The following is a 21,614-nucleotide window of genomic DNA, read 5'->3' as shown; positions in this document are numbered from 1 at the left end:
CCGCCCCTCGGCTCGGTCAGACGTGGGCCGGGCTCGCGAGGTGTTCGAGCGCGGCCTCGACGCGGTCGGGACGGTCGTGGGTGACCCACTGGATTCGTGGGTCGCGTCGGAACCAGGACTCCTGGCGGCGGGCGAAACGCCGCGTGGCCAGGATGGTGTCCTCGACCGCGGCATCCTCGGAGCACTCGCCAGCCAGGTGTCGCAGTACCTGCGCGTAGCCGAGGGCGCGGGAGGCGGTGCGGCCCTGACGCAGCCCCGCGCGTTCCAGGGCACGCACCTCGTCGACGAGGCCGGACTCCCACATGCGATGGACCCGTCGTTCCACTCGGTCGTCCAGGGCGTCGCGGGGAATGTCGACGCCGATCTGGACGGCGGGAATCTCGTACACGTACTGGGGCAGGGAGGCGCTGAAGGGGCGGCCGGTGAGCTGGATGACCTCCAAGGCGCGGACGAGGCGTCGGCCGTTGCTCGGGAGGATGCGTTCGGCGGCCTCCGGGTCCTGGAGCCGGAGCCGGTCGTACAAGGTCTGGGAGCCCTCGCGCGCCAGTTCGTCCTCCAGCGTGGCGCGGAGGTCGGGGTCGGTGCCGGGGAACTCCAGTTGGTCCAACGCCGCGCGGACGTAGAGCCCGGACCCACCGACCAGGATGGCGACTGTGCCGGTGCTGGTCAACCGGTCGATGACGGCGCGTGACTGACGCTGGTAGGTGGCGACGTCGGCGGCCTCGGTGACGTCGAGGACGCCCAGCAGGTGGTGTGCGACGCCGCGACGTTCGGCGTGGGTCACCTTGGCCGTGCCGATGTCCATCCCGCGGTAGAGCTGCATGGAGTCGGCGTTGACGATCTCCGCGGGCTGCCCCTCGGCGCGCAGCCGCAGCGCCAACTCCACCGCGAGGTCGGACTTGCCCGCGGTGGTGGCCCCGACGACACCCACTACTCTCCGCACGTTCACCAGTGTGCCAGCCCCGGCGACGTGCCGGCGCTGGCCCCGTCCCGTAGGGCGCGCGGCGGCGGTCCGGTGACCGGAATCAGGGCCTACCATGATCAGCATGCGATTCGCCAAGGGCCACGGCACCGAGAACGACTTCGTCGTGCTCCCCGACCCGTCGGGAGAACTCGACCTTCCGGAGTCCCGAGTCGTCGCGTTGTGTGACCGCAGGGCCGGCCTGGGCGCGGACGGTGTGCTGCGCGTCGTGCGCACCGAGGCCATCGCCGGAAACAGTGACGTCCCCGCCAGCGCGGCGGAGTGGTTCATGGACTACCGCAACGCCGACGGCAGTGTCGCGGAGATGTGCGGAAACGGAGTGCGGGTCTTCGCCAGGTACCTCCTGGAGGAGGGACTGGTGCGTTCTTCCGCGTTCGTCGTCGGCACGCGGGCCGGTGACCGGGCGGTGGAGATCCGCGACGACGGTACCGTCCGGGTCGCCATGGGCACCGCCAGGACGTTGGGTTCCGGCACGGCCACGCTCGCCGGGGAGCCCGTGGTGGGGGAGCGTGTGTGGGTGGGCAACCCGCACCTGGCGTGTGCGACGTCCGCCCCCGTGGAGCGGTTGGATCTGACCCAGGCCCCCACGCTCGACGCCGAGCAGTTCCCCGACGGCGCGAACGTGGAGTTCTTTCGCGTGCTCGAGCCCGGCCTGCTGGAGATGCGCGTATTCGAGCGGGGCTCGGGGGAGACCCGGTCCTGCGGTACCGGAATCGTCGCCTCCGCCGTGACCGCGGCGGCCGGCGAGCCGGGGCGGTGGCGAGTCAGGGTCCCCGGCGGGGAGTGCCAGGTCGACGTCGACACCGAGGCCGGCACCCACCTCACGGGGCCGGCGGTCATCGTCGCCTCGGGCGACGTGCGACTGTGACCTCCGCTCCGCCCTGAGCCGTGGGAGTCCCCCGCCGAGGACCGTGCCGGCCCCCATTCACCCGAATTGCCCGCCAATGCGCGAGGATGAGCGCTAGGCTCGGTCCGTTCGGGCGCCGTCGTGCGGGACGGGGCCGAGGCGGCGGGAATCAGCCTTTGCGGGGATCCGCGCCGATCTGACGCGCGACCGACCTGGCGCGACGTCGGTCCGCCACGGCATGATCCCGGCACAGCACTGACCCACGCCGAAGGTCGCCCGCCCCGGGCATCCCTCCCTTCGGTGTCGACGCGGAACGGAGGGCCACGTGTGGCGGTTCCTGTTGCGCAAGGCACTGGGGCACGCGGTGCTATGGCTGGTCGCCGCGAGCCTGGTCTACCTGCTCGCCTGCCTGGCGTTGGACCCTCGCGGCAACTACGCGGCGCAACAGCCCGCCCCGCCCGAGGACGTCGTCGACGCGACGTTGCAGGAGTACAACCTCAACGACAAGGATCCCCTGGCCCAGCGTTACGCCGTGTGGATCAGTGGCGTACTTCGGGGGGACCTGGGACAGAGCTGGGACGGCGCGGAGGTGACCGAGGAGGTCATGCGTCGGGTCGGCGTGAGCCTGCGCCTCCTCACCCTGGGGTTCGTGGTCGGGGTCGCCAGCGGGGCACTGACGGCGATCGCCGCGACGTTGCGGCCCGACGGCTGGTTCGACCGACTGTCCGGGGTGGGGGCGATGGTGCTGTTGTCCGTCCCGGCCGTGGTGGTCGCACTGTCGTTGGAGAACGTCGCGTTGTGGTTCAACGCCACGACCGGAGCCGAGGTCTTCCGGTTCACGGGTGAGTTCCGACCCGACCTGGAGGGTGCCGCGCGGTTCCTCGACCGGGTCCAGCATCTCGTGCTGCCCACCCTCACGGTCGCGCTGCCGGTGGCGGCGTTGTTGGCGCGCTACCAGCGCGGACTGTTGGCCGACGCGGCAGAGTCGGAGTACGTGCGCGGCGCACGGGGCCGAGGCCTGACACACCGGCGAGCGCTGGTCCGGCACGCCCTACGGGTCGCGTTGCTTCCGCTGTTCACCTTCGCGGGGCTGACCCTGGCGGGTCTGTTCACCGGCGTGGTTTTCGCGGAGACTGTTTTCGGTTGGCACGGCGTGGGTGCCTATCTCATCGACTCCATCAGCAGCGGGGACGTGAACTCCGTGGCGGCCGTGGGGTGTCTGACCGCGGCGGCGGTGGTCTTGGTGTCGTTCGCGGGCGACATGGCGCACGGCGCCCTGGATCCCCGGATCAGGGAGAACTGATTCCGTTTCTTCCCGGTTTAGCTGCGATGTCGGGTATCGCTGCACTAGGGTGACACCCACGTCGGTTCGCTGTGGACACGGTGGGGGCAGGTCGTGGTGGGACAGCGGGGGCGGAGCTCCGTTACGTGCGCGGCGGTCTTATTGACGTTGGTGACGCTCGTCGCCTGCCAGGACGTCCCCCTCCTGGATTCGCGAGCCGCGTCCGTCGAGTCCGACCTCAACCCGATGCCCCGCGAGGACCTGCGGCAGGGGGGCACCCTCCGGTGGGGCATCACCGAGCTGCCGACGCAGTGGAACCCCTACCATCCGCAGGGCAACGTGGAGACGGTCACCACCGTGCTGGAGGGCCTGATGCCCAGCCCCTTCGTCCTCGACTCCGGTGGCACGCCCCACCCGGACCCCGACTACGTGGTGGACTACTCGGTGTCCGTGGACGAGCGCCAGACGTTGCGCCTGAGCCTGAACCCGGAGGCGCGCTGGTCGACCGGGGACCCGATCACCTGGCGTGACTACGCGGCGCTGGCGACGGCGCTCGGCGGGGACGACCAACGGTTTCACATGGTGAGCCCCGTCGGCTACGACCGGATCGCCGAGGTGGCGCCGGGGGAGAACCAGTTCGAAGTCGTGGTCGTGTTCGACGAGCCGTACTCCGAGTACGCTTCGCTGTTCTATCCGTTGCTCCCGGCGGAGACGACGTCGGACCCCGACGCGTTCAACGAGGACTTCCGGGAGACCATCCCGGTGACGGCGGGCCCGTTCACGTTGGACAATATCGACCCCACCGCGCGGACGGTCACGGTGACCCGCGACGACGACTGGTGGGGCGAGCCGGCGATGTTGGACGGGATCACCTATCGGGCCCTGGAGACCGGCGCGTTCGAGGGAGCGTTCCTGGAGGGCGGCATCGACGTCTTCACCGTCCCCACCGAGACCAGCTCGTTCCTTCGGACCCACGGCGCGGCCGACGGTGAGGTACGCGCGGCCCCGGGCCAGGCCTACCGCCACCTCACCCTCAACGGCGCGGCACCGGCGCTCTCCGACGTCCGTGTCCGCCAGGCGATCTTCCACGGCGTCGACCGACGCGCGCTGGCCGACGCCGCGCTCGGGGGGATCGGCTGGCCAGTGGAGATGCTCAACAACCGGCTGCTCCTCCCCAATCGTCCCGGTTACGCCGACAACTCCGGCGACCTGAGTGAGTACGATCCGGACGCCGCGTCCGCGCTCCTGGACGACGCGGGGTGGCCGCGGCCGGAGTCCGGTGAGGGCGTGCGGGTGCGCGACGGTGAGACGCTGACGCTGCGCATGGTCGTGCCGCGTGGTCACGCGGCCGGGCGCGACGAGGCGGCCCTGATCCGCGACATGCTCGAGGAGATCGGGGTCGAGGTGCTGGTGGAGGAGGTCTCGGGGGACGAGCTTTTCTCCACCTACGTGTTCCCAGGGAACTACGACCTCGTCGCGTTCAACTACGCCCCGGGGGCATTCCCGGTGACGGCGACGCGCTACCAGTGGGCCGAGCAGTGGGACGGCGACTGGGCGGGCAACGTGAGCAAGATCGGTGACCCGGCGATCGACGAGAACCTCGACGCCGCGTTGGCCACGCTCGACCCTGACCAGTCCACCGAGCTCATCAACGAAGCGGACCGGTTGCTCTGGGAGAACGGCCACACGCTGCCGCTTTACCAACGACCACAGCTCGTGGCGGTCCGCGACGACGTCGCCAACCTCGGGGCGACGGGTCTGGGAAGCCTGCGGCACGCCGACATCGGCTACGTGGCCGCGCCAGACGACACGTGACCCCTATCGCCCGGGAACGCGCCGCCGTTCATGGTGGACGGCCTCACCCCCGAAGGGAGCTCGGCGGGAGACCCCGCAGCGAGGCGTCGAGAACCTGGATCGTGTGCGCGACCTGAATCGTTCGTCCCTTGTCCGAGAGCGACGCGGCGATCTGCATGGAGCAGCCCGGGTTGCCGGCGATCAACAGTTCGGCCCCGGTCGCGGTGACGTCGTCGGCCTTCCGGTCACCGAGTTCCCGTGCTGGCTCGGGCCGCAGCAGGTTGTAGATGCCGGCCGACCCACAGCACACGTCCTTGTTGGGGAGGTCGGACAACCGCAGTTCCGGAATGCCGCGAAGCAGCGCACGGGGAGCGGAGGTCACCCCCTGACCGTGGGCCAGGTGGCACGCGTCGTGGTAGGCCGCGTTGACGGGCAGAGGACGACGGGCGGCGCTCGGGCCGAGGTCGGCGAGGAACTCGGTCACGTCACGCACCTTCCCACTGAACTCGGCGACGCGGCGGAGCTCCCGAGCGCTCGCGCCCCCGGCGGCGTTGTTCAGCACCTCGGCGTAGTGCTTCATGCTGCTGCCACAGCCCGCGGAGTTCACGATCACCGTGTCGACTCCGGCCCGCGTGAACGTCTCCAGGGTGGAGCGGGCGAGCCGCGCGGCCTCCTCGGCGCGGCCCGCGTGGGCGGACAGAGCCCCGCAGCAGCCCTGGGAGCGTGGGATGACGACATCACAGCCCTCCATCGCCAGTACCCGTGCGGTGGCGTTGTTGACCTGTGGGAAGAACGCGCCCTGGACGCAACCGGTCAACATGCCGACCACGGCGCGGCGTCGGCCGACCGAGGACACGCGCTCGGGAAGGCGGGCGGCGCCGCGGATCGGCGGGTTGATGCGTTCCATCGCCGACAGCGCGGGGGAGACACGGTCCAGGAGCCCACTGCGGCGCAGCACCCGGGAGAGGCCGGACCTCTGGTAGGCGCGCAGCGGGCCACGCATCGCGTTGAGCCGCGCCCGGTGGGGAAACAGCGCGAAGATCATCGAGCGTAGGAGGCGTTCCGACACGCCACGGGGATGCTCCCGTTCCACCCGTGCCCGCGTGTTCTCCAGGAGCGCGTCGTAGCGCACCCCGGACGGGCACGACGTGACACACGCGAGACACCCCAGACAGTTGTCGAAGTGCGGAACCGCGGCGGCGGGAACCTCGGAGGCCTCCTCCGCCTGCCCCATGAGCTGGATACGGCCCCGAGGGGAGTCCATCTCCTCGCCCCACAGCACGTAGGTGGGACAGGTCGACAGACAGAATCCACAGTGGACACAGTCGTTGAGCAGGTCGGCGAAGGGACGTGTGGCTGCGGCGTCGATCGGACTGTCGGCTGGCTGGCTCTCGTTCATGGTGTGCTCGCTGTTCGACGCGGTGATGGACGGGCCGGAATCAGATCCCCCCGGCGAAACGGCCGGGGGCGAGACGACGTTCGGGGTCGAACCGTCGCTTGACGGATCGCATCAGGTCCAGACCGGGGATCTCCCCCCACAGGTCGAGGCCACCAGCGCGGGCCGAGGCGCTGGGGCGGAGTACGGTGACGTGGCCGCCACGCGCGTCCAGCTCCTGACGGAGACGGTCCACGAGCCATCGCACATGGTCGTGCGGTGTGTCGTTGGCCAGCGCGGCGTGCAGCGTGCCGGCCCCGGCCGACCCCCGCAGCCGGGCGGTGGCCCCCACGGAGCGGCACAGGTCCGCCAGAGTCTGCGCCGCCGCGGTGGTCTCGTCGGGCGGAACCGTCAGCCGCAGGAGTGTGTCGGACTCCTCCCCGGGGAGCCGAGCCCAGCCATCGGGCAGCGTGTCGGTGACGCGCGCGTCGGTCATCTCTAGGGCCAGGGCCTCGGCCCGCGCGTCGATGCCCCCCTCGGCGCCCTCGACGAGGACCTGTACCGCGACGGAGGTGGGAGTCGCCAGGTCGGTGTCGATCTCCACCGCGGCGGGAACGGCCTGCGAGCGACGGATCCCGCGGAGCCATCGCCCGACGGTGGAGTGCGCGGTGGCGGTCGCGGTGACCACACGCCGTGCTTCTGGCAGCGGGTGCAGGCGGAACGTGACCGAGGTGACGACGCCCAGGGTGCCCAGTGCGCCGGTGTGGAGCTTGCCGAGGTCGTAGCCCGCCACGTTCTTCACCACACGGCCGCCGGTCCGGGCCACCACGCCGTCGGCACGCACCACGGTCATCCCGATGATCAGGTCCCGGACCGCCCCGTGGGCGAGTCGCGTGGGGCCACTGAGTCCGGTCGCGACCATTCCCCCGACCGTTCCGCCCGGAACCGGCGGATCCGCGGTGAGCCGTTGTCCACGACGCGCCAGGGTGTCCTGGAGGTGCTCGAGTGTCACCCCGGCGTCCACCTCTACGACGAGGTCGCTGGCGGCGTGGTCCACCGCGGTGAGGCGGGTGGTGTCCAGGACGAGGTCGCATCGATCGGGGGTCGCCCCAGTCGATCTTCGTTCCGTTGCCGCGGGTGACGACGGCGCGCCCGTCGGACGCCGACGCGGCGAGGATCTCGCTGACCGCGTCGGTGCTGTCCGGCGTGACCGCTTCGGCGCCGGCGAGCCAGTCGGGACCGCGGGGGATCGCGCTGGGTCGTGGGGCCATCGATGCTCGCCTCTCTGGGACGTCCCGACCGGGTGACGGTCTGGTCGGGTGTTTCGACTGGGCTGGACGACTGTGTGGGTCGGAGTGGGGGACGTCTCTCACTGTCGCACGGGAGGGCGCGCCGGGGGCGGTCCACCCAACGCGACGTTCGGGCGTCCCCTAGAACTGTTCGGCCTTGCCTTCGCTGACGAGCGGATGGACTCCCTTGCGTACACCGGGTGCCTCCCCGCAGAGCCGGGGCGTCGGGAGCAGTTTGTCGGGGTTGGCGATGCCCTGGGGGTCGAACGCGTGCCGGAAGAGGTCCATGGTCTCCAGATCGTCCGGCGAGAACATCTTGGGCATCCGGCACGCCTTGTCGACTCCCACACCGTGTTCCCCGGTGATGGATCCCCCGTGGTCCACACACAGGTCGAGGATGGCTCCGGAGACCTCGGCGGCGAGTTCGGTCGCGGTCTCGTCGGCGTCGTCGAACAGGACCAGGGGGTGCAGGTTGCCGTCCCCCGCGTGGAACACGTTCGCGACCGCGATGCCGGTCTCGGCCGAGAGGTCGGATATCCGGGCGAGAACCTCCGACAGGGAGGAGCGGGGAACCACCCCGTCCTGCACGATGTAGGCGGGACTGATGCGTCCCATCGCCGCGAACGCCGACTTGCGGCCCTTCCAGATCCGGGTGCGTTCGTCGGCGTCGCTGGCGGTGCGGATCTCGAAGGCGCCGGCGTCGCGACACAGTTCGCTGACGGTGTCGAACATGGCGTCCACGTCGGCGCCGGAGCCGTCGAGCTCGACGATGAGAACGGCTCCCGCCCCGTCGGGGTAGCCGCAGGCGACCGCCGACTCCGCGGCGGAGATGGCGAGTTCGTCCATCATCTCGATCGCGGCCGGTAGCATCCCTGAGGCGATGATGGCGGATACCGCCGCGCCGCCGGCGTCCATCGTGGTGAACGCGGCCAACAGCGTGCTGACCCGCTCGGGGGCGCGCACCAGCCGAACGGTGACGGCGGTGGCGATGCCGAGAGTCCCCTCGGAGCCGATGAACGCCCCCAGCAGGTCGTAGCCGGGAGCGTCGGGCGCCTTGCCCCCGAGCTGGACGACGTCGCCTTCGGGCGTGACGATCTCCAGCCCGGTGACGTGGTTGACGGTGAACCCGTACTTGAGGCAGTGGGCGCCGCCCGAGTTCTCCGCGACGTTGCCGCCGATGGAACAGACCTGCTGACTCGAGGGGTCGGGCGCGAAGTAGTAGCCGTCCGGTTCGGCGGCCCGGGTGATGTCCAGGTTGAAGACCCCGGGCTCGACGACGGCGCGCTCGTTGACGATGTCGACCTCGCGGATGCGGCGCATCCGCGAGGTGACGATGAGCACGCCGTCCGGTACGGGCAGGGCCCCGGCGGACAGTCCGGTGCCCGACCCACGTGGCACGAACGGAACGCCGTGGTCGGCGCACAGGCGTACGACCGAGGCGACCTGTGCCGTGGTGTCCGGCAGTACGACGACACCGGGGACGGCCGAATGGTACGTGAGTCCGTCGCGGTCGTAGGTGCGGCGTCGGGACTCGTCGGTGATGACGTGTTCCTCCCCGCAGATCTCACGCAGTCGCGGAAGGAGTCCGCTGACATCGTCACCCATCGGTCCGCTCCTCTCGGGTCGGTGCGAAGGCACTCCCGCGACGCTACTCCACGGCGCCCTCACTACGGCATTGACTCATACGCGGGCAGGGTGAGGAAGTCGACGTAGTCCTTCGCGAGCGCGACCTCCTTGAAGAGTTCGACCGCCTGGGCGAAGCGTCGCTCGTCGAACGTCTCGCCGGCGTCGGTCCGAACGCGGTCCAGTTCTTCCTCGATGAGGCGCTCGACCAGGTCCGGGGTGACCTCGGGGCCGTCGTCCAGGGTGACCCCGTTGCGCAGCCACTGCCAGATCTGGGACCGGGAGATCTCCGCGGTCGCCGCGTCCTCCATCAGGTTGAAGATCGCGACGGCTCCGTTGCCACCGAGCCACGCCGCCAGATACTGAAGGCCGACACTGATGTTGTTCCGGAGCCCGGCCTCGGAGATCCCCCCCGGGGTCCCGGCGATCGCGACGAGGTCGCGTGGGGACACCACGACGTCGTCGCGGGTGCGTTCGATCTGGTTCGGCCGTTCACCCAACACCCCGTCGAAGATCTCCCGGCACAGGGGCACGAGGTCGGGGTGGGCGACCCAGGAACCGTCGAACCCGTCGGTGGACTCGCGGGTCTTGTCGTCGCGGACCTTGGCCATCGCGACCTCGTTCACCCCCGGGTCACGACGGCTGGGGATGAAGGCCGCCATCCCACCGATGGCGTGGGCGCCCCTCTTATGGCAGGTCCGCACGAGGAGCTCGGTGTAGGACCGCATGAACGGAGCGGTCATGGTGACGGCGTTGCGCTCGGGCAGGAGATAGTCGTCGCCGCGGTCGCGGAACGTCTTGATGATGCTGAAGAGGTAGTCCCACCGCCCCGCGTTGAGGCCGGCGGAGTGCTCCCGCAGCTCGTACAGGATCTCCTCCATCTCGAACGCGGCCGGGATGGTCTCGATCAGGCAGGTGGCGCGGATGGTGCCGCGGGGGATGCCCTCGCTCTCCTGGGCCCGCACGAAGACGTCGTTCCACAGGCGGGCCTCGAGGTGGCTCTCCATCTTCGGCAGGTAGAAGTAGGGGCCGCGGCCCTTGTCGAGCTGGCGCCGGGCGCAGTGGTGGAAGTACAGCGCGAAGTCGACGATGCCGCCGGAGACACGTTGTCCGTCAACGAGGATGTGCTTCTCGTCCAGATGCCAGCCCCGGGGACGGACCACGATGGTGGCCAGTGTGTCGTCGTCGCCGAGGGTGTAGGACTTCGCGCCGGTCGTGAAGTCGATGGCGCGGTCCAGTGCGTCCCGGAGGTTGAGCTGGCCGCCGATCATGTTCTCCCAGAGCGGCGTGTTGGCGTCCTCGAAATCGGCCAACCACACCTTCGCGCCCGAGTTCAGCGCGTTGATGGTCATCTTCTTGTCCGTGGGCCCGGTGATCTCGACCCGGCGGTCGGTGATGCCGGGGGCGGGCTCGGCGACCCGCCAGGTCGGGTCGTCCCGGATCCACGCCGTCTCGGGAAGAAAGTCCAGATCGGAGCCGGCGGCCACGGCGGCCTGGCGGCGTTCGCGGTGACCGAGGAGTTCACGGCGCCGTTCGTCGAAGGTGCGGTGGAGATCCGCGACCAGTCGCAGGGCGTCCTCGGTGAGGATCTCGTCGAACCGGTCGTTGAGTGGGCCGGTGACCTCGACCCCAGTGCTGCCGCTCATACCAGTTGACCTTCCAATTTTCGTAATCCGGAAGTAGGTTCTGTTATATGGAATACGCTAGACCGGGAATGTGCGACGGGTCAACGCGTCGGGCCGGACTCGACGACGCGATGTGCGCTTCCAGAAAAAAACGGTGTTCTTATCGGTGTGGGCGTGGCACGATCACAGGGAACAATCCCGGTGCGGGCCGTGTTCGAACGATTGGCAGTGTTGAAAGGGGACAAGGCACTGAATCAGACTGATACGAACGACATCCGTTTCCCGGACGCCGAGCCGGATCGGGGCGAACTTCAGCTCGCGGAGCGGCACGCGCTGCGTCGCGTGGTGGGGATCTCCACCGAACTGACCGACGTCACCGAGGTCGAGTACCGGTCGCTGCGGCTGGAACGGGTCGTGCTCGTCGGCGTGTGGACCTCGGGAACCCAGGTCGACGCCGACAACTCCCTGTTGGAGCTGAAGGCTCTGGCCGAGACCGCCGGCGCGATGGTGCTCGAGGGGCTGACCCAGCGACGCGCCAAGCCCGACCCGGCGACCTACATCGGGCGTGGCAAGGTCGAGGAACTCACCGAGGTGGTCGCGGCCACCGGCGCGGACACCGTCGTCGTCGACGGTGAGTTGGCCCCGGGCCAGCTCCGCCAGCTCGAGGAACTGGTCAAGGTCAAGGTCATCGACAGGACCGCGCTCATTCTCGACATCTTCGCCCAACACGCGAGCAGCCGTGAGGGCAAGGCGCAGGTCGAGCTGGCTCAGCTCAACTACCTCCTGCCCCGGCTGCGTGGCTGGGGCTCCGCCCTGTCCCGGCAGGCCGGTGGTCAGGCCGGCGGTGCGAACGGCGGCGTGGGCCTGCGCGGTCCCGGTGAGACGAAACTGGAGACCGACCGGCGGCGCATCACGTCGAGAGTGGCGAAACTACGCCGAGAGCTCGCACGTATGGCGACCGCTCGGGACGTGCGGCGGGACCGTCGCCAAACCCGCGAGGTGCCGGCGGTGGCCATCGCTGGATACACCAACGCCGGCAAGTCGAGCCTGCTGAACAGTCTCACCGACGCCGGAGTTCTCGTCGAGGACGCGCTGTTCGCGACGCTTGATCCCACCGTGCGCCAAGCCAAGACCGAGGACGGTCGCGCCTACACGCTCAGTGACACCGTCGGCTTCGTGCGGCACCTCCCACACCAGTTGGTGGAGGCGTTCCGCTCCACCCTGGAGGAGGTCTCCGACGCCGACGTCGTCCTGCACGTCGTCGACGCCTCCGACCCCGACCCCGCCGGACAACTGGCGGCGGTGCGTGAGGTCCTGGCCGAGATCGGCGCGGACAAGATCCCCGAGGTCGTCGCCCTGAACAAGGCCGACGCCGCCGAGGAGACGGTTCTCAAGGCGTTGCGGGTGCAGGAGCCCGGGGCCGTGGAGGTGTCCGCCCGCACCGGGGTCGGCGTCGAGGACCTGGCTCGGGTGGTGGCGGAAACGCTGCCCCGCCTGATGCGCGAGGTCGACCTCGTGGTTCCCTACGCGCGGGGCGATCTGCTCTCCCGGGTGTACGAGGAGGGGCGGATCCTCTCCCAGGAACACACCAGCGCCGGTACCGCGTTGCGGGCCGAGGTGCCGGAGTCGCTCGCCGGCAAGCTCGAGTCGGTCGCGGTCGCACCGGCCGCCGTGGGCGTCTGACGGTCGCCACCGCGACAACGATCGACGAGGGGCGTCGAGGGCCACCCGGCCCTCGACGCCCCTCGTGGTTTCGGCGCCGCGGCGACGCCGACCCCGGCCGAGGTACCGGTTGGTGTTTTCCCCCGACCACGATCGGATGGGTGTGGGTTTCCGCCGGTGACGGCGAACGCCGCCCACGAGGTCGCGACGACACTCGCCCGTGTTTCGGATAGCGAGCTGTACATGGCCTGTGGCATGAACTACCGTTGGTGACCCACTCGTTGTCCACGTGTCCCGTGAGACCGTTGCGCAGCACAACCCAACAGTGGCCCGTCCGGTGGGAGCGTCTCGGACAGTTCGGACGATTGGGGCTTCGCGGGAGCCGCCCGCGGAGACGGGCGGCGGGCCCGATGTGGGCGTGGAGTGCCGCTGTTACCGCGAACGGGGATAGCTGCCCGTTGTTCTGACTCGGGTGTGGGGATGCGATGACGGTCACGTTGCTGACGAATATCGGCCGGCTCTGGACCGGGACCGACATGGTGAGCAACGCGGCGGTGATTCTCGACGGTGATCGGGTGGCCTGGGTGGGGTCCGGAGCCAACCTTCCCGCGCATCTTCCCGGTGTCCTCAGCGACATCGTCGACGTCGACCAGGTGGAGAACCTCAGCGGCGGACTGGTGACGCCCGGATTGATCGACGCCCACACCCACCCCGTCTACGCCGGGAACCGCTACGCCGAACTCGCGTTGCGCGCCAGCGGCGCGTCGGAGTCGGAGATCACCGCGGCGGGCGGGGGAGTGTCCTCCACTGTCACCGTCACCCGTGGGACCGACCCCTGGACCCTCTGCAACGCGGTGCGGGAACGGCTGCGGCACTGGCTGCTGGCCGGCACCACCACGGTCGAGGCCAAGACCGGCTACCACCTCACGCGGGACGGCGAGCTCGCCGACGTGCGTCTGTTGCGTTCGCTGGAGCAGGAGCCGGGGATGCCACGGCTGCACGTCACGTTCTTCGCGGCGCACAGCGTCCCGCCGGAGTACTTCGGTCGACCGGCGGACTACGTCAAGGCCGTGGGCTCGTGGCTGGACGACGCGGGCGCGGCCGGCGCGGACAGTGTCGACGTGTACTGCGACAATCACCAGTTCACCGCCGAGGACACCCAATGGCTGCTGTCCAGCGGGCAGGCGGCCGGCCTGCGGACGCGGATGCACGCCTGTGCCAAACCCCGCTTCGGTACGGTCCGGATGGCCGCCCAGCTTCGCTGCTCCTCTGTGGATCTTCAGCACGACTGCGGTGAGGACGACATCCGGGCGCTGGCCGACAGCAGGACGCCCGGGGTGGTGTGCCCGCCGTCGATCCTGGCCAGCGGCAGGACCCCACCCGTCCGGGCTCTGTTGGACCATGGCGTCCCGGTGGCGCTGGGAACCGACCACAACCCCGGTGTGAGCGGTGCCAACTCCGTCGCCCTCGCGATCGGCCTGGCCGTGGCGATGTTCGACATGACCGTGGTGGAGGCGCTGCGCGCCGCCACGGCGAGCGGCGCGCAGGCGCTCGGGTGTGCGGATCGTGGGGTGCTGGCGCCCGGCTGTTACGCCGACCTCGTGCTGTGGGACGCCGACCATGAGGGCGCGTTCGCCTGGTCCTACCCGCTCAAGCCCTCCAAGATCTGGCGTGGTGGCGCGGAGATCCGGTGATCGCCCGTCACGCGAGTCGCCCGCGTTCCCACAGGTGGTCGAGGACGACCCGATTCACCGGAGACACGCGCTCGCGGTGACGGCGATCGAGCCATGCCGTCTCCGCGATCTCGGCGTTGGGCGTCGGTGTGCCCTGGCATTCGGCGGTGTAGCAGGTCACCCGGACCGTGACGTCGTCGGCGTGCCCGTGCGCCTGGGCGTGAAAGGTGCCCAGGTGTTCGGCGGTCGCGGGAAGGATCGCGACGCCGAGCTCCTCGCGGATCTCCCGTACCAGTGTCTCCAGGTCTGACTCCCCGGGTTCGCGTTTGCCACCGGGAAGGTAGAAGACGTCCTTGCCGCGCGAACGTACGGCCAGGACACGTCCGTCGCGCAGGTGGATCCAGGCGATCTTGTCGATGGTGGTCACGTCGTACTCCGGAGAGGGATGGGAGTGGGTCAGACCGCCGCTGGGTCGCGCCGGGCGGTCACGATGCCGCTGACGGCCCGCTCGAGCGCGTAACTGGGGTCGGCGCCGGCCCCCTTGACCTGGGCGTCGGTTTCCGCGACCAGTTCCAGCGCGCGCGTGATTCCGGCAGGGGTCCAGCCACGGGCCTGCTGACGCAGGGTCCGTAGTTTCCACGGAGGGACGCGGGCACGCTTGGCGAGCTCGGCGTCGCCCAGCCCGCGCTGCGGCTGTGAGACCACGGCGAGACCGCGGATCGCACTGGCCAGCGCACTGTTGATCAGAACCGGGGCGGTGCCGATGGCGAGGGACCACCGTAGGGTCTCCAGCGCGTCCCCCAGTTTGCCCTCGACGGCGTGATCCGCCACGGTGAACCCCGAGGCCTCCGCGCGGCCCGTGTAGTAGCGGGCCACGGTCTCGGCGTTGATGGTGCCCTCGGCGTCGGCGCTGAGCTGCGCGCACGCCGCGGCGATCTCCCGGAGGTCGGTGCCTCGTGCGTCCAGGATCGCCTGCGCGCCGTCCCGAGTGACCGCACGACCCGCACGGTCGAACTCACCCTTGACGAAGGCCAGCTTCTCCTGGTTCTTCGTCGGCTTGGGGCAGTTGACGCGCTTGGCGCCGGCGCTGGCCGCGGCTTGGAGGAGGGCCTTGCCCTTGTTGCCTCCGGCGTGGACGAGCACCAGTGTCACGTCGTCGACGGGCGTGGTCAGGATGCCGGTCACCGCGGCCGCGGGGTCCTTCGTCAGGTCCTGGGCGGAGCGCAACACCACGACGCGTCGCTCACCGAACAATGACGGGGAGAGAACCTCGGACAGCGAACCAGCGGTGACCTGGGCGGGGAGGAGGTCGTGCACGTCCACCTGAGGATCCTCCCCGCGCGCGAGCGCCACGAGCTCGGCGACGGCACGGTCGATGAGGAGCTCCTCGTCGCCGACGACCAGGTACAGCGGAGCGAGCGCGGTGGCGGGCATGGTTCCAGCATGCCATGTCTCGCGGGGCGGGAGACGTCGTCGGACGTCAAGTGCTGGTGCGGGGGACGGCGAGGGCGTCGACCTCGCCCCGGAAGTCGGGGTACACGAGTCCCGCCACCTGGACCAGCGACGAGCCGGCGGTTGGGCAGGGTTGTGGCGACGGTCGCGGACCCGTCGGAAGACCAGCGGGTCGGCGGTGTCCGTCAGGTAGATCGTCGGCCGGACCGCGTGGCGCAGGTTCGAATCCGCTGCCTCGAGGACGGCCGTGAGGTTGGCGTACACCTGGCGGATTTGGGCCTCCGGGGCGCCGTCGCCCACGGGTTCGCGCGTTCGTCCACCGGAACCTGTCCGGACACGGCGATCATCGGACCGGTGAACACCACTGCGTTGCTGTAGCCGTTGACCGGTGGTGTGCCGGGGGACGGATGATGTGGCGCACCCTGTCGCCTCTCTACGCGTGGTGTGGGTGGGGTGACCGGCATCGTAGCCGTGACCGGCATCGTAGCCGTGGTGACCGACAACGGTAGCGGTGCTGCTCCGGTCCTCGGGTGACCGCGACGGGGCCCTCGGGGCCGGGACGGACGGCGATGTCACCGTCCAGGTCCGTGCGTAGGTTCTCGCCGCCGGACTCGACGAGCGCGTCCCAGGTGTCTGGGTGGGGATGCCCGTGCGGATTGTCCAGTCCCAAGGACGTGACGCTGATCCGTGGGGCGACGGCGTTGACGAAGCCCGGGTCCGTGGTTCCGCCCCCGTGGTGTGGCGTCTTGAGGACGTCCGCGTCCAGGTCGGGGGCGTCCATCAGGGAGCGTTGCGCGGGCTCCTCGATGTCCCCCGTGAGCAGGACAGAGAAGCCCGGGTGGCGATCGGCGGCGTAGTCGGCACGCAGCACCACGCTGTCGTCGTTGTCGTCGTGTGTCGCGTCCGGCTCCGGCCACAGGACTCGAAGCTCCCAATCTCCGGCCCGGAACACCTGGCCGGGCGTGGCGACGTGCAGTGGAGCGTCGGTGCCGGCCAGGACGTCCGCCCGGCTTCCCGTGGCGACTCTGGCCGTGGTGAGGATCGCCTCCACCGAACGATGCCGGAGGACACCGCTCGTCCCTCCGACATGGTCCTCGTGGTCGTGCGTCAGCACCAGCAGCGTGACCTCGTTGACCGAGAGGTCGCGCAGGCAGCGGTGCATCCGCATAGGGTCTGGCCCCGCGTCGACCACCACCGCGCGGGACCTTCCGGCCGAGAGCACGAGTCCGTCCCCTTGCCCCACGTCGCAGGTCACCAGTGCCCAGCCTCGAGGTGGCCAGCCGGGCGCGACCGCTTGGATCCCGACGGTGGTGACGAGGGCCAGGACGGCGGCGATCGCCACGACGCGTCCGATCCGGCCCCGCGCGACGACGGCACACACGAGCAGGAACGTCAGCAACAGGATCCCGGCCATGGTGTCGGGCCAGGGGACGGCCGCGTGCGGGACCCGTGCCCCGTACTCCGCGGTGATGTTGATCCACGCGACGGCCGCTCCGGGGACCCAGACAGCGAGTTCGGCCACGGACATCCAGACGACCGCCAGCCCGGCGACGACGAAACCGGTGATGGTGGCCACGGGGACCATCACCCCAGCGAGGACGTTCACCGGGACGGCGACCAGGCTCACCTCGCCGGAGAGCACGACCAGCAGGGGGTACACCGCGATCTGCGCCGCCAGGGCGACCGCCGCCGCCTCCGCGACGGCCGGCCCCAGCACGGGAGTCCACCGGTTCCGCCAGCGGGGCGACAAGACCAGGAGTCCGGCGGTGGCGAGCACGGACAGGGCGAAACCGAAGGAGCGGGCGAGGTCCGGGCTGAACATCAGCAGCCCCACCACGGCCGCGTTCAACGCGGCCAGGCCGAGGCCGGGCCTCCCGAGTGCCAGAGCGAGGAGTGCGATCCCCCCGGTCACCGCGGCACGGAGAACGCTGGGTTCGGGACGGCAGACCACGACGAAGACCGCGATCATCACCGCGCCGCCGACGACCGTCACCCACACCGGAGCGCGCACCGCGCGGGCGATCCCCAGCACACAGCCCGTCATGATCGCGAGCTTCGCGCCCGACGGCACCATCACGTGGGTGAGCCCGGTGACGCGGAAGTCCTCCGCGGTTTCCTCGGGGAGCTCGGACACGTCTCCGGTCACCAGCGCGGGAACCAGGGCCCGCTCCGGTTGGGGGAGGACCGCGCTGGACTCGCGCAACCGCTCCCGGACCACCCCCGCCGCGTGCTGGTGCCACCGTGCGGCCGAAACGTCCCTCGGTGGATCACGTGCCAGGGCGAGGGCGGCCGTGAAGTCGGTCGAGTCCGCGGGCACGACCCGCGCCGTCGCCGTCACCCGTTGGCTCGGTACCAATTCCCACCACTCCGGCCCGCTCGCCAACACCACGACCGCGACGCGGGTGGGAACCCGATCCGTGTCGGTCTCGATCCACTCGGTGCGCGCGGGAACGATGTACTCGGGACGGCCCGGGAGCGTCGGCCCGGCACGGGGGCGCGGATCCCCGGAGATGACGAGGCCGAGCTCCACACGGGAGTGGCTCTCCGCGTCCGCCGCGTGGGTGACCGGACTCGACGCCACCGCGACGTGGCGCCCGGCGACGGCGAACGCGGTGGCCGCGCAGCACGTCAAGGTGAGGACGGCCAACCCCGCGATCCCCCGTCCCCGCTCCAGCGGGAGGAGCCCCCGAAGCACGCCCACCCCAATGGCGCCGACCACCAGACCGACCCCGACCCACACCGACGTCCTCACCCCGGCACCCAGGAGGATCCACGCCACGGCCCACACCCCGACGCCCGCCGGCACCAACCGAGCGTCGCCCCGCCCGCCCCCCGGCCGGTCGGTCCCGAGCATCACCACGGTGGCTCCTCGCGTCGGCGTTGTGGGCGGCCAACGGCCTGCCCGGCGCCTCCAGGCATCAGCGTGGCGGCACACACCCGGTGCGCGGTGTGCGGGGCGCGCGTGTGGGTGGGCTGTGTGACCAACGGACTTCCATTCGGCGAACTGGTGCCGGTCAGGCGCGACGACTCACGGGGCCCCGCCTCGGGAGTTTTTTTGAGGGCTCTCGGGTGAGGGGCGGTCGTCGCCCCTGCTGGGGTCGCTTCGCGGGTTGTGCCCCGGCGGGGGCCCGGGGTTCGGGTCGCACGGCGATCCGTGCTGGGCATCGTGGTTGGCTGTTGGAAAGGATCGACACAGGCGAACGTCGTCCACGCGGTCGCGAGCCCCCCGCACCCTCCAACAGCACCCCCAAGAGGCACAGCGGTGCGAAAACACGACCTAGTCGCCATGGACGAGCACGCGGTCGCGAAGGTCCTCCATCCGTTTCTCTCCGATGCCGCTGACCTCCTGGAGTTCGTCGACCGAGCTGAAGCCGCCGTTGTCCTCCCGGTAGGCGACGATGGTCTCGGCGAGGACCGGGCCGACGCCCGGGAGGTCCTGGAGCTGGTCCTCGGTCGCCGTGTTCAGGTCGAGGGGGACGTCGTCAGGGGCGGCGCCGCTACCGCCGGCCCCCTGCTGAGGGACGTCGTCGCCCACGAGTATCTGTTCGCCGTCAGTGACGCGTCGGGCGAGGTTGAGCCCGTCCACCGCGTCGGAGTCCGCGTCCTCGGCGAGCCCGCCCGCTGACTCCACCGCGTCGGCGACGCGCGCCCCCGCGGGGAGCTCGACCAACCCCGGATCCTCGACGTCGCCCCCGACGTGGACGACCACGGTGCCGTCGGACTCCTCGACGTCGTCGGAGGCGTCGTCGGAGGCGGGGGTGCCGCTCGATGTGGCTTCGGCCGTCGCTGTCTCCGAGGGGGAGGGGTCCCCGCCGGAGCGGGCCCACAGGACGATCCCGCCGGCGACGAAGACGGCGAGGGCACAGATCACGACGCCCGCCCGCAGGCCGGCTGGGGTGAGCGTGTTCTCCTCGCCCTGGTCGCGCAGGCGGCCGAGATACGCACGCAGGGAGGTGGGTTCGGGGTCGGCGACGGTTTCGTAGCCCGGCGGGGGGAACGTGTCCGGCGCCTGGTCCTCGGGTGGGCTCACGTCGTCCCGCCCCGTCGGTGCCGGATCGGTTTCGGAGGAGTGCGGGCGCTCTGCCATGTCGATCACGGTAGAGACGTTGGGCGAGGTCGGCCATCGACGCGGCGCGTCTGTGGACGGACCATCATCCGCGTCCCGTCCGCCCCGGAACCGGTCAGGTGAGGATGAGGGGAAGGCGTGTGACCAGGTCGCCCAACGCGGACCGTTCGGCCGGGGTGGGGCTGCGCCGTCCCGTGCCGACGAGGAGCGCGTCGGTGTCGGTGAGTGCCGGGGGGAACGGCGTCCCGGCGATGAGTTCGAGCAGGGCGCGGGACCGAGCGAGCGCGTCCGCGTGCGGACGCGGCCGGTCAGGGAGGAACGCGACCAGGTCCAGATGATGCAGGGTCCACTCCAGGACGTACGCGGAGAGGTAGTCACGCACGGTCAGCGTGCGGTCCTTGGTGGCGATACGGAGATCCGGGTCGGCGCGTCGGGCGGCCCGCCCGGCGGCGGCCCCCACGTCGTCCAGGTGAAAGATGAGGAGTCGTGGATCCTGGTAGGCGGCCGCGAGACGGACGACCAGCGCGTCGAGTGGCGCCTCACCCGTGGGCGGGGTGTCGACGACGTCCCAGTAACTCGCCGCGTCCGCTGACGCGGCGCCCGTGGTGGGTGTGGCGAGAGTGATCAGGACGTCCTGGGCGTCCAGAACCAGGTGGCACACCACGTCCCGGACCAGCCATCCGGCGCAGCCGGACGGCTGGCCGAAGTCCTCGTCGGAGAGTTCCCGGACGGTCGTCCGGAGGGAGTCCCAGGACCGGGAGAAGACGTCCATGACCCGCAGGCTAGAGGACGGGTGCCGGATCAGCGGTCATTGGCGCGCGCGCCAGGCGTGGGCTCGGCCGAGGATGGCGAGCACCGTGTCGGTCTTGGCGTCGGCGTAGAAGTTCATGTCAGTCCATGATCGTTCGGCCAGGCGGCGTTTGGTGGACGCGTAGAGCTTCCGGTCCTCGGGCGACACCCGAAGCCAGTCCCGCAGCGCCAGGTAGTCGCGCTCTTGCTGGGCGTCCGGTGGCAGGACGTGGAGGTGGACGTCGCGTTCAGCCGTGCGGAGCATCCGGTGCCCGGGCTCGCGTACCCGGAGGTGCAGTCCCGCGGCGGTCAAGGGCTCGACGTAGGCGTCCTCGGTCTCCAGGTCGGCGACGACGAGGAGGAGATCGATGATGGGCTTGGCGGCGAGGCCGGGTACCGACGTGGACCCGATGTGCTCGATCGACAGTGCCGTGTCGCCGAGCCGTTCGCGCACGCGTCCCATCCACTCGGCCGCGAGTGTCGGCCATCCGGTGTCGTAGTCCACGACCACGAACTCGCTGCGTTCGAGTCCGCCGATGAGGACGCCCCGCAGTTCTCGCACCCGGTCCGGATCCATCACTTGACCCTCACTCGTTGGTGGCCGACGACGACCGACGCCCCGGACAGCGAAGCTGGTCCGGGGCGGGTCGCGTCAGGCGTGGGCCGTGTGGCGTCGGCGTCGTGACCCGACGGTCACGCCGTCGCGTCGGCTCAGGCCGCCGTCGTCAGCTTGCCCAGGCGGCTCGCGAGAGCCGACTTGCGGTTGGCCGCCTGGTTCTTGTGGATGATGCCCTTGCTCGCCGCCTTGTCGAGCTGGCGGGCCGCGGCGCGCTGCAGCTCCGTGGCCTCGTCCACGTTTCCCGCGTCGACGGCCTCGCGGAACTTGCGCACGGCGGTCTTCAGGGAGGACTTCACGGCCCGGTTACGCATCCGGCGCTTCTCGTTCTGCCGGATCCGCTTCTTCTGCTGCTTGATGTTCGCCATGGAAAGAGATGCTCCACTCGGTTTGGATCGGGTATGGGCACCGGGCCACGATGTGGGCAGCCGATCCACACGCGGGTACTGGTGCCGACGTCGTTGGGTGCGACCACCGTCCCCACGGTGGCGCCGAACGCCTGAGACACAGGATCCCATTATGCCTGTCAGGGGAGAGTG

At 70.4% G+C, this 21,614-nt stretch carries 17 protein-coding genes and 1 pseudogene; 5 read left to right on the top strand and 13 right to left on the bottom strand.

Annotated elements, in window-relative coordinates; genetic code table 11:
* Positions 1-16: 16 nt before the first annotated feature.
* Positions 17-943 carry a tRNA (adenosine(37)-N6)-dimethylallyltransferase MiaA gene (miaA, locus tag J4H86_RS07855; RefSeq protein WP_236542845.1) on the bottom strand — a complete coding sequence of 309 codons (927 nt, stop codon included), beginning with the start codon at positions 941-943 and terminating at the stop codon, positions 17-19.
* A gap of 103 nt (positions 944-1,046) precedes the next feature.
* Between miaA and dapF the strand changes: the two genes are divergently transcribed.
* The 3 genes from dapF to J4H86_RS07840 all read left to right on the top strand — a co-directional run bounded on the left by dapF (position 1,047) and on the right by J4H86_RS07840 (position 4,926).
* The gene (gene dapF, locus J4H86_RS07850) at positions 1,047-1,850 is read left to right on the top strand and encodes a diaminopimelate epimerase (protein WP_236542844.1); all 804 of its coding nucleotides are present in this window, start codon (positions 1,047-1,049) and stop codon (positions 1,848-1,850) included.
* A gap of 304 nt (positions 1,851-2,154) precedes the next feature.
* Positions 2,155-3,132 carry an ABC transporter permease gene (locus J4H86_RS07845; RefSeq protein ID WP_236542843.1) on the top strand — a complete coding sequence of 326 codons (978 nt, stop codon included), beginning with the start codon at positions 2,155-2,157 and terminating at the stop codon, positions 3,130-3,132.
* A gap of 150 nt (positions 3,133-3,282) precedes the next feature.
* Positions 3,283-4,926 carry an ABC transporter family substrate-binding protein gene (locus J4H86_RS07840; RefSeq protein WP_236542842.1) on the top strand — a complete coding sequence of 548 codons (1,644 nt, stop codon included), beginning with the start codon at positions 3,283-3,285 and terminating at the stop codon, positions 4,924-4,926.
* A 43-nt stretch (positions 4,927-4,969) separates the two neighbouring features.
* Here the strand turns inward: J4H86_RS07840 and J4H86_RS07835 are convergent, their stop codons facing one another.
* From J4H86_RS07835 to aceB, 4 genes are all read right to left on the bottom strand, one after another.
* Positions 4,970-6,304, bottom strand: a complete 1,335-nt coding sequence (locus J4H86_RS07835) for a (Fe-S)-binding protein (protein WP_236542841.1) — start codon at positions 6,302-6,304, stop codon at positions 4,970-4,972.
* 40 nt (positions 6,305-6,344) lie between these two features.
* Positions 6,345-7,337 (bottom strand): FAD-binding oxidoreductase, encoded by a 993-nt coding sequence (locus J4H86_RS07830; protein WP_236542840.1) that lies wholly within the window; start codon positions 7,335-7,337, stop codon positions 6,345-6,347.
* A gap of 373 nt (positions 7,338-7,710) precedes the next feature.
* Complete coding sequence (locus J4H86_RS07825) at positions 7,711-9,174, bottom strand: FAD-binding oxidoreductase (protein ID WP_236542839.1); 1,464 nt, start codon at positions 9,172-9,174, stop codon at positions 7,711-7,713.
* 62 nt (positions 9,175-9,236) lie between these two features.
* Complete coding sequence (gene aceB, locus J4H86_RS07820) at positions 9,237-10,838, bottom strand: malate synthase A (protein ID WP_236542838.1); 1,602 nt, start codon at positions 10,836-10,838, stop codon at positions 9,237-9,239.
* A 228-nt stretch (positions 10,839-11,066) separates the two neighbouring features.
* Here aceB and hflX point away from each other — a divergent pair, with 228 nt between their 5' ends.
* Together hflX and J4H86_RS07810 are read left to right on the top strand one after the other, a co-directional pair.
* On the top strand, positions 11,067-12,500 hold the full coding sequence (hflX, locus tag J4H86_RS07815) for a GTPase HflX (RefSeq protein WP_236543943.1): 1,434 nt from the start codon (positions 11,067-11,069) through the stop codon (positions 12,498-12,500).
* A gap of 464 nt (positions 12,501-12,964) precedes the next feature.
* Positions 12,965-14,173 (top strand): amidohydrolase family protein, encoded by a 1,209-nt coding sequence (locus tag J4H86_RS07810; RefSeq protein WP_236542837.1) that lies wholly within the window; start codon positions 12,965-12,967, stop codon positions 14,171-14,173.
* A gap of 7 nt (positions 14,174-14,180) precedes the next feature.
* Here the strand turns inward: J4H86_RS07810 and J4H86_RS07805 are convergent, their stop codons facing one another.
* From J4H86_RS07805 to rpsT, 8 genes and pseudogenes are all read right to left on the bottom strand, one after another.
* Entirely contained in the window at positions 14,181-14,579 is a 399-nt protein-coding gene (locus tag J4H86_RS07805; protein WP_236542836.1) for an NUDIX hydrolase, read from the bottom strand.
* Between the two features lie 29 nt (positions 14,580-14,608).
* Positions 14,609-15,586: a DNA polymerase III subunit delta gene (holA, locus tag J4H86_RS07800; RefSeq protein ID WP_236542835.1), complete on the bottom strand. Its 978-nt coding sequence runs from the start codon at positions 15,584-15,586 to the stop codon at positions 14,609-14,611.
* A gap of 141 nt (positions 15,587-15,727) precedes the next feature.
* A pseudogene (locus J4H86_RS27595) lies at positions 15,728-15,919 on the bottom strand (RidA family protein); the annotation flags it as partial.
* A 118-nt stretch (positions 15,920-16,037) separates the two neighbouring features.
* Entirely contained in the window at positions 16,038-18,458 is a 2,421-nt protein-coding gene (locus tag J4H86_RS07795) for a ComEC/Rec2 family competence protein (protein WP_236543942.1), read from the bottom strand.
* Between the two features lie 423 nt (positions 18,459-18,881).
* Positions 18,882-19,691: a ComEA family DNA-binding protein gene (locus J4H86_RS07790; protein WP_236542834.1), complete on the bottom strand. Its 810-nt coding sequence runs from the start codon at positions 19,689-19,691 to the stop codon at positions 18,882-18,884.
* Between the two features lie 94 nt (positions 19,692-19,785).
* The gene (locus J4H86_RS07785; RefSeq protein WP_236542833.1) at positions 19,786-20,442 is read right to left on the bottom strand and encodes a maleylpyruvate isomerase N-terminal domain-containing protein; all 657 of its coding nucleotides are present in this window, start codon (positions 20,440-20,442) and stop codon (positions 19,786-19,788) included.
* A 36-nt stretch (positions 20,443-20,478) separates the two neighbouring features.
* A complete protein-coding gene (locus J4H86_RS07780) occupies positions 20,479-21,036 on the bottom strand; it encodes a GrpB family protein (RefSeq protein ID WP_236542832.1) in 558 nt (185 codons plus the stop codon).
* Between the two features lie 134 nt (positions 21,037-21,170).
* Complete coding sequence (gene rpsT / locus J4H86_RS07775; RefSeq protein WP_236542831.1) at positions 21,171-21,443, bottom strand: 30S ribosomal protein S20; 273 nt, start codon at positions 21,441-21,443, stop codon at positions 21,171-21,173.
* Positions 21,444-21,614 lie beyond the last annotated feature (171 nt).

Source organism: Spiractinospora alimapuensis (assembly GCF_018437505.1).
GTDB classification, from domain to species: domain Bacteria; phylum Actinomycetota; class Actinomycetes; order Streptosporangiales; family Streptosporangiaceae; genus Spiractinospora; species Spiractinospora alimapuensis.
Note: the sequence above shows the minus strand (reverse complement) of the source record. Positions and strands in the feature narration are given on the sequence as shown.

What these genes read in the sequence shown, in the direction of transcription:
- dapF (WP_236542844.1), top strand. Translation starts at nt 1,047, where the DNA reads ATGCGATTCGCCAAGGGCCACGGCACCGAGAACGACTTCGTCGTGCTC.
- J4H86_RS07835 (WP_236542841.1), bottom strand. Translation starts at nt 6,304, where the DNA reads ATGAACGAGAGCCAGCCAGCCGACAGTCCGATCGACGCCGCAGCCACA.
- J4H86_RS07825 (WP_236542839.1), bottom strand. Translation starts at nt 9,174, where the DNA reads ATGGGTGACGATGTCAGCGGACTCCTTCCGCGACTGCGTGAGATCTGC.
- aceB (WP_236542838.1), bottom strand. Translation starts at nt 10,838, where the DNA reads ATGAGCGGCAGCACTGGGGTCGAGGTCACCGGCCCACTCAACGACCGG.
- J4H86_RS07810 (WP_236542837.1), top strand. Translation starts at nt 12,965, where the DNA reads ATGACGGTCACGTTGCTGACGAATATCGGCCGGCTCTGGACCGGGACC.
- holA (WP_236542835.1), bottom strand. Translation starts at nt 15,586, where the DNA reads ATGCCCGCCACCGCGCTCGCTCCGCTGTACCTGGTCGTCGGCGACGAG.
- J4H86_RS07795 (WP_236543942.1), bottom strand. Translation starts at nt 18,458, where the DNA reads ATGCTCGGGACCGACCGGCCGGGGGGCGGGCGGGGCGACGCTCGGTTG.
- J4H86_RS07790 (WP_236542834.1), bottom strand. Translation starts at nt 19,691, where the DNA reads ATGGCAGAGCGCCCGCACTCCTCCGAAACCGATCCGGCACCGACGGGG.
- J4H86_RS07785 (WP_236542833.1), bottom strand. Translation starts at nt 20,442, where the DNA reads ATGGACGTCTTCTCCCGGTCCTGGGACTCCCTCCGGACGACCGTCCGG.
- J4H86_RS07780 (WP_236542832.1), bottom strand. Translation starts at nt 21,036, where the DNA reads ATGGATCCGGACCGGGTGCGAGAACTGCGGGGCGTCCTCATCGGCGGA.
- rpsT (WP_236542831.1), bottom strand. Translation starts at nt 21,443, where the DNA reads ATGGCGAACATCAAGCAGCAGAAGAAGCGGATCCGGCAGAACGAGAAG.